The organism is Vibrio sp. NH-UV-68 (assembly GCF_042940635.1).
Classification (GTDB): domain Bacteria; phylum Pseudomonadota; class Gammaproteobacteria; order Enterobacterales; family Vibrionaceae; genus Vibrio; species Vibrio pacinii.
This window is the reverse complement of the sequence record NZ_CP134975.1, coordinates 772,531-784,906: the sequence shown is the minus strand read 5'-3', so window position 1 is coordinate 784,906 and position 12,376 is coordinate 772,531. Positions and strand designations below refer to the sequence as shown.

The following is a 12,376-nucleotide window of genomic DNA, read 5'->3' as shown; positions in this document are numbered from 1 at the left end:
GGATATAGCCATCCCTTGGCAAGCGCGGTATTAGAGCATAATTACATCAACAATACTGCAAAAAATTTAATAAAAAAGCACTGAATTTCGTCAGTGCTTTTAGTCAATTGAGTCGCGCGTTAATCTCGCTTACGAATGCGACTTCACATAGGCTTGCAACTCAGAAATCGATGTCTCGGAAACAAGTTCCCCATCAAGATAGTAGCGAACGTCCTCTCCTTCCTTGGTACCCACTAATGTGCCTTGCTCGCCATTGTTGTACGTAATAGCCATTTTCAGAGTATTGCTATCAATAGATTCAAACGTACCTTGTTCAATGACTTTATGTTGCGTTAATGGTGAGATGGGGGCATCCGTGAGTGTAGGATCGAGTTTGTGGTTAATCTCTAAATACGTATCAACGTCCGAGTCAAAAATGTGCGGCTTGCCGTTAAGAGGGTTTTTACCCGTCCAAAACTCTACTGAGTTGAAAACGATATAATCTGCAGCAATTGTCAGGCCATAAGCTGGTGACATCAGTATGTTGAGTCCACCTCGAGCATATCGGTTATCGACGGCTTTTAAGTTAACTTCCATTAATTTGCCGGTCACTGCATTGCTACCAACACATCCAGACAGTGCTGCGACTGCTGCCACCACAAGCGCTAGTTTTTGCGTTTTATTGTTCAATTTTAAATCCTACTTAATTAAATCAGCGAGATAATAGTAAGAAAAGCAAAATGATTGTTATCGCTGTGTCAGTTATAGCCTTGCCAATAAAAAAAGCGCCGATTATTTAATCGACGCTTTTAATTGGTGGCAACTTTTTAGTCTCAGCCTAGGTTCTTACGCGCGTTTTGGAACATGCGCATCCAAGCACCGTTTTCACCCCAACCTTCTGGAGCCCAAGAGTTAGCAACCGTACGGAATACTCGCTCTGGGTGAGGCATCATAATCGTCACACGACCATCAGTGGTGGTTAGACCGGTAATTGCGTTTGGTGAACCATTAGGGTTATTTGGGTATTGCTGCGTTGGGTTGCCGTGATTATCGACATAACGCAGTGCTACCGTGCCCGAGCTTTCGATAGCGTTTAAGTGCTCGTTATCACGAACCTCTACGCGACCTTCACCGTGAGAAACCGCGATTGGCATACGAGAGCCTTCCATACCATTGAAAAATACAGAATCTGACTTCTGCACTTCTACTAGGCTAAAGCGAGCCTCAAAGCGCTCCGATTCATTACGAACAAAACGTGGCCAATATTCTGCACCCGGAATAAGCTCGCGCAAGTTCGACAGCATCTGACAACCGTTACATACACCGAGAGAGAAAGTATCTTCACGCTTGAAGAAGCCTTCAAACTGGTTACGTGCCTCTTCATTAAACAAAACAGACTTCGCCCAACCTTCACCAGCACCGAGTACGTCACCGTAAGAGAAACCACCACACGCTACCAGGCCGTTGTACTCTTCGAGAACTGCTTGACCCGTTAAGATGTCGCTCATGTGAATATCGGTTGCTTCAAAACCTGCACGGTCAAACGCAGCTGCCATTTCAACGTGAGAGTTAACCCCCTGCTCACGCAGAATTGCCATCTTAGGTTTCGCCCCTGTATTGATATAAGGTGCAGCAATGTCTTGGTTAACATCAAAGCTTAGTTTCACGTTCAGACCTGGGTCTGTGTTGTCTTTCTTCGCTTCAAACTCTTGGTCTGCACATGCTGGGTTGTCACGCAGGCCTTGCATCTTATGCGTTGTCTCAGCCCAGATAGTACGTAGTTCGGTACGATTACGCTCAATCACTACAGACTCGCCAGACTTAATCACTAGCTCATCAGAGTCTGAAACGCTGCCGATAACGTGTGAACAGGCGGCTAACCCGTTTGCCGCTAGAGTAGAAAGCACTGCATCTAAGTCGTCGTTACGAACTTGGATTACCGCGCCTAGCTCTTCGTTGAAGAGTGCCGCTAGCGTATCTTCACTGTTCTCAGATGCAGATAAAAGCGCTTCAATGTTGGCGTTAACACCACAATGACCTGCGAATGCCATCTCAGCCAGAGTCACCAATAGACCACCATCGCCTTTATCGTGGTAAGCGATAACTTGATCGTTTGCAACTAGGGCTTGAACCCCCTGATAGAAACCTTTGAGCTGCGCTGCGTTGTCTACGTCTGCTGGCTTATCACCAAGCTGCTTGTACACTTGGGCTAGTGCCGTTGCACCAAGGCGGTTCTTACCGTTACCTAGGTCAATCAGTACCAGTGATGAAGCACCTTTGTCTGTGCGAAGCTGAGGTGTGATTGTCTTACGCACATCTTCAACACGCGCAAATGCAGTAATCACGAGAGAGAGCGGTGATGTGACTTCTTTCTGCTCACCGTTATCGACCCACTTCGTCTTCATCGACATTGAGTCTTTACCCACTGGAATCGTTAGACCCAGCGCAGGACAGAGCTCTTCACCGACCGCTTTCACCGCTTCGTAAAGACCTGCATCTTCGCCCGGGTGACCTGCTGGAGACATCCAGTTAGCCGATAGTTTAATGTGTTTGATATCGCCAATGTTGGTTGCTGCGATGTTAGTGATTGCCTCACCTACCGCAAGGCGTGCTGACGCGCCGAAATCAAGAAGAGCAACTGGCGTACGCTCACCCATCGACATCGCTTCACCGTGGTACGTATCGTAGCTTGCTGCCGTTACCGCGCAGTTTGCCACGGGCACCTGCCATGGGCCAACCATTTGATCACGAGCCACAAGGCCTGTCACCGTGCGGTCACCAATGGTAATAAGGAAGGTTTTCTCAGCAACAGTTGGCAAACGCAGTACGCGGTCTACCGCTTCGTTTAGCTCAATACCGCTACGGTCAATGGCCGGGTTATTGGCTTTGAGTGTTTTCGCGTCACGATGCATCTTCGGCGTTTTGCCCAATAAGATGTCCATTGGCATGTCGATTGGCGTATTGTCGAAGTGTGAATCTTCCAGTTTCAGATTGCGCTCTTCTGTCGCCACACCGACGACGGCGTATGGTGCACGCTCACGCTTACAAATTGCGTCAAATACTTCCATATTTTCTGGCGCAACAGCCATTACGTAACGCTCTTGAGATTCGTTACACCAGATCTCTAATGGGCTCATACCCGGTTCGTCGTTTGGTACATCACGTAGCTGGAAAATACCGCCACGTTCGCCATCATCGACAAGCTCTGGTAATGCATTCGAGATACCGCCGGCACCGACATCGTGGATAAACGCGATTGGGTTCGCATCACCTAACTGCCAACAACGGTCAATCACTTCCTGACAACGGCGTTCCATCTCGGGGTTTTCACGCTGTACTGAAGCAAAATCAAGATCTTCAGCAGACTGACCAGAGGCCATTGAAGAAGCGGCACCGCCACCAAGGCCGATATTCATGGCAGGGCCACCAAGAACAATAAGACTTGCTCCTACTGGGATCTCTTTCTTTTGTACGTGCTCGTCACGGATATTCCCCATACCACCAGCAATCATAATTGGCTTGTGGTAACCACGCACTTCAACACCGGCGTGAGAATTGACTTTTTCTTCGTATGTACGGAAATAACCTAGTAAGTTTGGACGACCAAATTCGTTGTTGAACGCCGCGCCACCAAGAGGGCCTTCTAGCATGATGTCTAGCGCATTAACAATGCGACCCGGCTTACCAAAATCGGTTTCCCATGGCTGTTCAAAACCTGGAATACGCAGGTTAGAGGTTGTGAAACCAACCAAACCGGCTTTTGGCTTACCACCAATACCGGTTGCGCCTTCGTCACGTATTTCACCACCAGAACCTGTTGAAGCACCCGGCCAAGGAGAGATCGCGGTTGGGTGGTTGTGGGTTTCCACCTTCATTAAGATGTGCGCTTTCTCTTGGTTGTAACCATATTGGCGCGTTTCAGGATTAGGGAAGAAACGACCCACATCCGATCCAACCATTACCGCTGCGTTATCTTTGTACGCAGACAGAACGTAGTCTGGAGTGGTTTCAAATGTGTTCTTGATCATCTTAAACAGAGACTTCTCTTGTTTAACACCATCGATAGTCCAATCAGCATTGAAGATCTTGTGACGGCAGTGCTCTGAGTTCGCCTGGGCAAACATCATCAGTTCGATGTCTGTCGGGTTACGCTCAAGTTTGGTGACAAAGCTTTCTAGTAGATAATCAATCTCGTCCTCTGCCAGAGCCAGACCTAAGGTAATGTTGGCATTTTCAAGCGCTTTACGTCCACCGCAAAGCAGATCCACGTCAGCCACTGGTGCCGGCTCTGCGACTTGGAATAGTGCTTGCGCTGAATCGAAATCAGTAAAGATCACTTCCATCATGCGGTCATGTAAGATCGCTTTAAGCTCAACCAATTGAAGCTCAGAAAGTTCTGTTGATGATTCGATGTAATAGGCAGTGCCGCGCTCAAGACGGACGACTTTGGTTAACCCGCAGTTGTGCGCAATGTCGGTTGACTTAGAAGACCAAGGAGAAATCGTGCCCGGACGTGGCGTTGCCAGCAGCAGCAAACCCGTTGGTTCGTGCTCTTCAATTGTCGGACCGTAAGTTAACAGTTTTTCCAATTTTTGCTCTTCCGACGCATCAAGGTCGGCAGACAGATCGGCAAAGTGGGTAAACTCAGCGTAAACGCCCGTTACAGGCAGGCTTAATTCACGACAAAGCTCTAGAAGCTTACTAACACGAAACTCAGATAGAGCTGGGGAGCCACGCAAAATTCTCATGTGCTTAGGTCTCTTATGCAATTGATTAAGGTGATATTGGAATAAATTCAGTGAGTTACTGTTTTTTCTTCGAAGCTATTGCCGAAGGTTTACAAACCTATGCCGATTCCACCTCTTCACTTGCGAGCGCATTATAAAGCAATTACTTTTGTGATGTAACACCAAAAGCAACCGTTTGCGTCATTTTTTTTGTCAAATTTGAAATACAACCAACATCTAAAATTAAGCGCCCTTATCTCGAACAAGTACGGATTGACTTGCCTTGTTATACCACTTTGATATAAATGCCCTACTGAATGCATGAGAATGTCGTTAATGAAAAAGCATTGCCTAAAACAACTGACATCCTTCAGCACACTGATCTTTTCCGTGTTACTGATGGCAGGTTGTCAAATTGAGTCTGAGCCAAAGAGTGAATTAGAACTTATCAAAGAGCGCGGCGTCTTGCGCGTCGGCACACTCAACAATCAACTCTCTTACTATATTGGTCCTGACGGCCCGGCGGGTCTTGACTATGAACTGGCACGTGAGTTTGCCAACGAACTCGGTGTGCAGCTCGAAATGAAGCCCGCTTATCGTATCTCGAGTCTTTACCCTGCCTTACAACATGGTGAAATCGACATTATTGCCGCAGGTCTAACCCAGTCACCGGAACGCCTAAAAGCTTTTCGCCCTAGTCCTTCTTATTACTATGTCAGCCAGCAAGTGGTGTATAAAAAAGGTCATTGGCGGCCACGAACACTCGAACAGTTACTTAAAAAACAGGCGCAACTCATCGAAGAAAATAATGGCGAAGATGTACTGCGAATTGTGAGTGACTCGCATTTCAATCAGAGCCTGGCCGAGATCCAAGCCGAGCATCCTGAATTTTCTTATGACATCGACCCAAATGCTGACGTCAATGATCTGCTCAAAGCGGTCTCTGACGGCGACTTACTCTTTACTGTGGCTGACTCGGTCGAAGTGTCCCTGTCCCAGCGAATCTACCCCGATATCGCCCTTGCCTTTGAGCTCACCGAAGATCAACCGATTTCTTGGCTTTTGCGCCGCTCTCAAGATGAAAGCTTATATGGTTTGCTGATTGAATTCTTTGGCGCCATCAAGCAGTCAGGTCATCTAGCTTCATTGGAAGAAAAATACATCGGACATGTCAGTAGTTTTGACTATGTCGATACCCGTGCTTTCATTCGCGCTCTTGATTCCAAGTTGCCGAAGTGGTCACCGCTGTTTAAAAAATATTCTGACGAGTTTGATTGGCGGCTAGTTGCTGCATTAGCGTACCAAGAATCTCATTGGAATCCGCTCGCCAAATCGCCAACCGGTGTCCGTGGCATGATGATGCTGACCTTGCCAACGGCGAAAAGCGTTGGCGTAACCAATCGATTAGATCCAGAACAATCAGTGCGTGGCGGCGTCGAATATCTACGTCGCATTGTCACCCGCATTCCTGACTCGATTGAAGATCACGAGAAAATTTGGTTCGCTTTGGCCTCTTACAATGTTGGTTACGGCCACATGATGGATGCGCGGCGCTTAACCAAAAAGCAAGGGGCTAATCCAGATGCTTGGTCTGATGTCAAAGATCGCTTGCCTCTACTAAGACAGAAAAAGTACTACAGTCAGACTCGTTACGGCTTTGCCCGTGGTGATGAGGCGCGTAACTACGTTGAGAATATTCGTCGCTATTACCAAAGCATCATTGGTCATGTTGAGCAGCAAACGGCCAACGATGAAGACAATGATATCAGTGATTTAGCTGTAATTGAGTTTGCAGAAGAGACACTCGCAACGACTGACGTTGATGAAGACAATGCAAATGATGGTGAAGAAGAAATTGAACAAGATGTTATTGAAAAATAACGCCCTGTTCCAAGTGTGTCTTTCAAGTAACGAATTGACATACTTGACTTCTTGGCATTAAAACCATAAATAGTAAAAGTATTGACCATCTTGTGCGGTTGTTCTTAACACTGTCACAAAGCTTCGGTACAACGGAGCGACAAAGACGGTTTCAGTGCGTTTGAAGCCGCAGCGCATTTGTTCTTACTTTAATTACAATAGGAGGTTGTTTTATGCAAAAACGTAGAATGCAGTCAAAACGCCTTAATAAAACGGTTACCGCAACTCGACGCAAGCGTATGCTCAGCAACAACAAGAAAAAAGTCATTGCACGTCACCGAGCGTTTATGCAGTTGATCACCGAGTAACTTAAACCCACAAGCGCCTTATTTAAGGCGTTTGTCTTATCTGATGAGCACTTACTCGTGAGGCTGCTGCGGGTCGTCTTGCTCACTCCCCCTGCTCTACTTGTTTCGCCTGCTTCCTTTGCGCTTTTTGTTCTTTGCGTCGGCGTTTAAAAAAGCTCTGCAACTGAGCTCGGCACTCTTGCTCTAACAGTCCGCTTTCTACATCGGCATAATGGTACGCCGCTTGATGCTCAAACAAATTCAGTACCGTTCCGGCCGCTCCCGCTTTAAGATCTGGCGCTCCAAATACAATACGTTTAACTCGGCTGTGCAATAGTGCTCCTGCGCACATTGGGCATGGCTCTAACGTCACATATAACGTGGTATCAAGTAAGCGATAATTGCCTAACACTTGGCCGGCTTTACGCAGCGTTTGTATTTCAGCATGTGCCGTCGCGTCATGTTCGCTGATGGATAAGTTCCATCCCTCGGCAATAATTTGACCGTCTTTAACTAATACCGCGCCGACCGGCACTTCGCCCTGTTGCTCAGCGAACTCTGCCAGCTGCATCGCTCGACGCATAAACTGGTGATCTTGCTGACTAAATGGGCTTAATTGTATGTTATCGCTCATGATTGTTCTCGGTTTAGCGCTGTAGATAAATAGTCAATCAGGGTGCGGACTTTTGATGTCAACATTCGGTTTTGCGGATAGAGAGCCCAAATGCCTTCCTGATTGCCTCGATAAGGCGTCAGAACCTCGACCAAATCGCCCGCCTCTAAGTAAGGTTGCACATAATAATCGGGAAGCTGCACAATACCCAACCCTTTTAGCGCCGCATCAACTAAAGCATAGCCACTATTGCACTGCAGACGCCCCTCGACATGAATCAACCGCTCGGCGCCGTTGTCATCGAAGCGCCAGTACTTAGTCGAGCCGCGCAAACATTGGTGTTGTTTAAGCTCTGACAGCGTATACGGCTCGCCGCAACGCGAAAGATAACCAGGGCTGGCGCAGACAAACACATGTCGTTCAAGCAGCTTACGCGCCATCATGCTGGAATCTTCCAGCTTACCTAAACGAATCGCTAAATCGTAACCCTCTTGAACTAAATCCATGCGTTGATTCGACAAGACTAAATCGAGCTCAATTTGAGGATGCTGCAACAAAAACCGATGCATTAACGGCGCAAGTACTTGCTCACCAAACGTCACTGGCGCCGTCATTTTTATTTTTCCTGTCGGCGTGGCTTGCAACTGTGTAACCGCAAGCTCTGCCAACATCAGCCCCTCAACCAAAGGTTTACAATGTTGATAGTAAGTCTCGCCAACTTCAGTCACCGAGACTTTACGTGTGGTTCGTAGCAATAACTTAACCGCCAGCTTTGCCTCTAACGCCGTAATGCGTCGACTGATATTGGCAACCGAGGTCGATAATTTTTCCGCGGCCGCTGTAAAACTCTGGGTTTCAACCACTGCCACAAACTCATTGACCCCTTCCCAATTCGCCATACTCTGCCTTTATTATTACGTTATCGTAATAGTTTATTTCAGATTAAGGTAATTATCATTAATTAAGAAACAAATATACTAGGCTTATCGAATGCAAATGGTTTGATGTGAACTAATCTTAGTGAAACTAACCGGATGCAAACACGCTGACTTAGCGAACTATAGGAACCATCATGACTGAACAATTTATTAAATCACGCGCGGCAGTGGCTTGGGGGCCGAATCAACCACTGAAAATCGAAGAAGTCGACGTTATGCTCCCAAAAGCAGGCGAAGTTCTCGTACGTATTGTCGCAACGGGCGTGTGTCACACAGATGCATTTACCCTTTCGGGTGAAGATCCAGAAGGGATATTCCCTAGTATTCTCGGCCATGAAGGCGGCGGTATCGTCGAAATGATCGGTGAAGGAGTTACCAGCGTTGAAGTCGGCGATCATGTCATTCCACTCTATACCGCTGAATGTGGTGAATGTAAATTCTGTCAATCAGGCAAAACCAATCTATGCCAGGCTGTTCGCGAAACCCAAGGTAAAGGCCTAATGCCAGACGGCACCACTCGCTTTTACAAAGATGGTCAGCCCATTTATCACTACATGGGCTGCTCGACTTTCTCTGAATACACGGTACTGCCTGAAATCTCACTGGCGAAAGTGAGCAAAGAAGCGCCACTAGAAGAAGTGTGCTTGCTAGGTTGCGGTGTGACTACTGGTATGGGCGCGGTGCTTAATACCGCCAAAGTTGAGCAAGGCGATACCGTTGCTATTTTCGGTCTCGGCGGCATCGGCCTTTCAGCAATCATCGGCGCTCGTATGGCTGGTGCAAGTCGCATCATTGGTATCGACATCAACGAAAGCAAGTTTGAACTGGCTCAGCAATTGGGCGCTACCGATGTAATTAACCCGCAATCGTGCGATAAACCAATTCAAGATGTGATTATCGAGATGACTGACGGCGGCGTTGATTACTCGTTCGAATGTATCGGTAACGTCAACGTCATGCGTCAAGCGCTTGAGTGCTGTCATAAAGGTTGGGGCGAGTCGGTGATCATTGGTGTTGCTGGCGCGGGGCAAGAGATCTCTACCCGTCCATTCCAATTGGTCACAGGGCGTGTATGGCGTGGTAGCGCATTTGGCGGCGTCAAAGGTCGCAGTGAACTGCCAGAAATTGTCAATCGTTACATGGCGGGAGAGTTTGGCCTGCAAGAGTTCATTACTCACACCATGGGGCTAGAAGATATCAACCAAGCGTTTGAGTTAATGCACAACGGTGAAAGCATCCGCAGCGTAATCCATTACTAATCTCTCCAAGGGCGGCGTTCAATCACGCCGCCCTTTGTTGTAACTAGGAGCCCCAATGACCATTGAAAACATCAGCCAAGCCAAAGTTTTTTCTGGCTGGCACAAACAGTATCAACACCATTCCGACGTACTAAACTGCCAAATGCGCTTCGCCATTTTCCTGCCTCCGCAAGCCAGTAACACCAACCCGGTGCCTGTGCTTTATTGGTTGTCTGGCCTTACTTGCAGTGACGAAAATTTCATGCAAAAAGCCGCGGCCTTCCGCATCGCTGCCAAACTCGGTATTGCTATCGTTGCTCCTGACACCAGCCCACGCGGTGACACAGTGGCCGATGCTGATGATGGTGCTTATGATCTTGGCCTTGGCGCAGGTTTCTATGTCAATGCCACTCAGGCACCTTGGAATAAGCACTATCAAATGTACAGCTACGTCGTCGATGAACTGCCGAAATTAGTTGAACAGCACTTCCCTGTTACGCCAGTGCGCTCGATCTCCGGCCACAGCATGGGCGGCCATGGCGCGTTAATGATTGGTTTACGCAATAGCGACAAATACCGTTCTATCTCGGCGTTTAGCCCTATTACTCATCCAATCAACTGCCCTTGGGGACAAAAAGCATTTAGCCATTACCTGGGCAATGATAGCCAAACGTGGAAAGAGTATGACAGTGTTGAACTGCTCAAATCGCGCCAAGCCAGTGTGCCGATTTTGGTCGACCAAGGCGAAGACGACAGCTTTTTACAGCAGCAGTTAAAACCTGAGTTACTGCTTGCTGCGGCAGAGGCATCGCAGAGCAATGTTAAACTGCGTATGCAACCGGGCTATGATCACAGCTACTTCTTTATTCAAAGCTTTATTGATGATCATTTAAGATTCCATGCCAGTTATCTAAAAGATTAAACCTATATTAGCGTCGAAAACAACAAAGCCCGTCATGTGACGGGCTTTGTTGTTTTAACCTTTCGCTTACATAGTGTAAGTGTATGGTGCTTGAATACCTAGTGGGATGCCTAACATCCAGTAGGCCACAAGGAAGATAGACCAACCGATTAACATCGCAATCGAGAATGGCATCATCAATGAAGCAAGTGTACCGATACCCGTTGACTTCACGTAACGCTGACAGTAAACCACCACTAGCGGGAAGAACACCATCAGAGGTGAAATGATGTTCGAAACTGAATCACCAACACGGTAGGCCGCTTGCGATAGCTCAGGAGAGATACCCACAGCCATTAACATAGGCACTAGAATCGGGCCAATCAGCGCCCACTTGGCCGATGCAGAGCCGATCAACAAGTTGACACACGCCGTCAGCAAAATCATACCCACAATCGTCGCTTCACCCGGCAAGTTCATCGCTTTCAAACCTTCAGCACCGTACAACGCAAGCATAGTACCGATGTTTGACTGAGCAAATGCTGATAGGAACTGTGCACAGAAGAATGACATCACGATATAGGCACCCATGGTTGACATGGTATCCGCCATCGCCTTGATGATATCGTTGCTGGTTTTGAATGTGCCTGACACTTTACCGTAGACATAACCAGGGATGATAAACAGAATGAAGATCAATGGAACGATAGACTTCATTATCGGCGCAGAAAAGGCGGTGATTTCACCTTCAGGCGAACGCAAGGCTGAGTTTTCAGGCACAAGCGCAGCAACGAGAATCGCAATACCCGCCATCATCGCCCAACCGGCATAACGGAATGCTTTTGATTCGATCTCGGTAAACGTACCAAGGTTAGGCGCTGTTTCTGCGTCTTCATCGATAGGCGTATTCGCTAGACGTGGTTCAATGATTTTTTCGGTTACATACCAACCAATCGCCACGATAATAACCGACGACATGCCAGTGAAGAAAATATTCGCCAGTGGGTTTACCACATATTCTGGGTCAAGCACGTTCGCGGCTGTTTGAGTAAAACCAGCTAAAAGCGGATCGATACCTGAAGGAATGAAGTTGGCCGAGAAACCGCCCGAAACGCCAGCGAACGCCGCGGCAATACCAGCAAGAGGGTGACGACCTGCCGCATGGAAAATGATACCACCTAGCGGGATAACCAGCACGTAGCCCGCATCCGCTGCTGTGTGTGACACAATAGCCACCAGAATAAGCATTGGCGTAAGCAGCTTGGCAGGTGTGAAGTTAAGCATTTTCTTCAGACCAGTGGTAATAAAGCCTGAAGAGTCGGCCACACCGACACCAAGCATCGCGACCAGCACAATACCTAGCGGAGCAAATCCAGTAAACGTTGTGACCATGTTAGCGAGGAAGCTTGCTAGAGATTCGCCAGTTAAAAGGTTATTGATCGCAAGCGCTTCGCCCGAACGAGGATTAATCAGATCAAAGCTAAAGTTTGATAGCAGCGCCGACGTACCCCAAGTAATCATCAGTGCCCAAAAGAACAAAATAGCAGGATCGGGAATCTTATTACCTGCACGTTCGATAAAGTTTAAAAAGCGATCCATCCCACTCGGCTGTGATGACGGTGCATTATTGATTGTTTCGTTACTCATGGTAACTCCATATGTGATGTTGTAGCCGAAGACCTTTATGCGGTTATTATGTTGGCCTATTTTTCACTAAGCATTCTATAAAAGCTGACTACAAAAAGCACAGTATTCTGATGGTTTTTCCATAAT

The 12,376-nt window shown here is 47.6% G+C and carries 9 protein-coding genes; 4 read left to right on the top strand and 5 right to left on the bottom strand.

Annotated features, from left to right (window positions below):
• Positions 1 to 129: 129 nt before the first annotated feature.
• Together ViNHUV68_RS03685 and purL are read right to left on the bottom strand one after the other, a co-directional pair.
• Positions 130 to 669 (bottom strand): DUF3332 family protein, encoded by a 540-nt coding sequence (locus tag ViNHUV68_RS03685; protein ID WP_391089393.1) that lies wholly within the window; start codon positions 667 to 669, stop codon positions 130 to 132.
• A gap of 143 nt (positions 670 to 812) precedes the next feature.
• Positions 813 to 4,727 (bottom strand): phosphoribosylformylglycinamidine synthase, encoded by a 3,915-nt coding sequence (purL, locus tag ViNHUV68_RS03680; protein WP_391089391.1) that lies wholly within the window; start codon positions 4,725 to 4,727, stop codon positions 813 to 815.
• A 315-nt stretch (positions 4,728 to 5,042) separates the two neighbouring features.
• Between purL and mltF the strand changes: the two genes are divergently transcribed.
• Both mltF and ViNHUV68_RS03670 read left to right on the top strand, forming a co-directional pair.
• The gene (gene mltF / locus ViNHUV68_RS03675) at positions 5,043 to 6,587 is read left to right on the top strand and encodes a membrane-bound lytic murein transglycosylase MltF (protein ID WP_391089389.1); all 1,545 of its coding nucleotides are present in this window, start codon (positions 5,043 to 5,045) and stop codon (positions 6,585 to 6,587) included.
• 212 nt (positions 6,588 to 6,799) lie between these two features.
• Positions 6,800 to 6,934, top strand: a complete 135-nt coding sequence (locus tag ViNHUV68_RS03670) for a hypothetical protein (protein ID WP_281170151.1) — start codon at positions 6,800 to 6,802, stop codon at positions 6,932 to 6,934.
• A gap of 82 nt (positions 6,935 to 7,016) precedes the next feature.
• Here the strand turns inward: ViNHUV68_RS03670 and tadA are convergent, their stop codons facing one another.
• A complete protein-coding gene (gene tadA, locus ViNHUV68_RS03665) occupies positions 7,017 to 7,547 on the bottom strand; it encodes a tRNA adenosine(34) deaminase TadA (protein ID WP_391089387.1) in 531 nt (176 codons plus the stop codon).
• Positions 7,544 to 8,425 (bottom strand): LysR family transcriptional regulator, encoded by an 882-nt coding sequence (locus ViNHUV68_RS03660; RefSeq protein WP_038177217.1) that lies wholly within the window; start codon positions 8,423 to 8,425, stop codon positions 7,544 to 7,546. Before ViNHUV68_RS03660 ends, tadA begins: the two co-directional genes overlap by 4 nt.
• A gap of 173 nt (positions 8,426 to 8,598) precedes the next feature.
• Here ViNHUV68_RS03660 and ViNHUV68_RS03655 point away from each other — a divergent pair, with 173 nt between their 5' ends.
• On the top strand, positions 8,599 to 9,723 hold the full coding sequence (locus ViNHUV68_RS03655) for an S-(hydroxymethyl)glutathione dehydrogenase/class III alcohol dehydrogenase (RefSeq protein WP_038177218.1): 1,125 nt from the start codon (positions 8,599 to 8,601) through the stop codon (positions 9,721 to 9,723).
• 55 nt (positions 9,724 to 9,778) lie between these two features.
• A complete protein-coding gene (fghA, locus tag ViNHUV68_RS03650; protein WP_391089385.1) occupies positions 9,779 to 10,624 on the top strand; it encodes an S-formylglutathione hydrolase in 846 nt (281 codons plus the stop codon).
• A gap of 66 nt (positions 10,625 to 10,690) precedes the next feature.
• Here fghA and ViNHUV68_RS03645 read toward each other — a convergent pair whose 3' ends face one another.
• Complete coding sequence (locus ViNHUV68_RS03645; RefSeq protein ID WP_391089383.1) at positions 10,691 to 12,250, bottom strand: AbgT family transporter; 1,560 nt, start codon at positions 12,248 to 12,250, stop codon at positions 10,691 to 10,693.
• Positions 12,251 to 12,376 lie beyond the last annotated feature (126 nt).

What these genes read in the sequence shown, in the direction of transcription:
- purL (WP_391089391.1), bottom strand. Translation starts at nt 4,727, where the DNA reads ATGAGAATTTTGCGTGGCTCCCCAGCTCTATCTGAGTTTCGTGTTAGT.
- mltF (WP_391089389.1), top strand. Translation starts at nt 5,043, where the DNA reads ATGAAAAAGCATTGCCTAAAACAACTGACATCCTTCAGCACACTGATC.
- ViNHUV68_RS03670 (WP_281170151.1), top strand. Translation starts at nt 6,800, where the DNA reads ATGCAAAAACGTAGAATGCAGTCAAAACGCCTTAATAAAACGGTTACC.
- tadA (WP_391089387.1), bottom strand. Translation starts at nt 7,547, where the DNA reads ATGAGCGATAACATACAATTAAGCCCATTTAGTCAGCAAGATCACCAG.
- ViNHUV68_RS03660 (WP_038177217.1), bottom strand. Translation starts at nt 8,425, where the DNA reads ATGGCGAATTGGGAAGGGGTCAATGAGTTTGTGGCAGTGGTTGAAACC.
- ViNHUV68_RS03655 (WP_038177218.1), top strand. Translation starts at nt 8,599, where the DNA reads ATGACTGAACAATTTATTAAATCACGCGCGGCAGTGGCTTGGGGGCCG.
- fghA (WP_391089385.1), top strand. Translation starts at nt 9,779, where the DNA reads ATGACCATTGAAAACATCAGCCAAGCCAAAGTTTTTTCTGGCTGGCAC.
- ViNHUV68_RS03645 (WP_391089383.1), bottom strand. Translation starts at nt 12,250, where the DNA reads ATGAGTAACGAAACAATCAATAATGCACCGTCATCACAGCCGAGTGGG.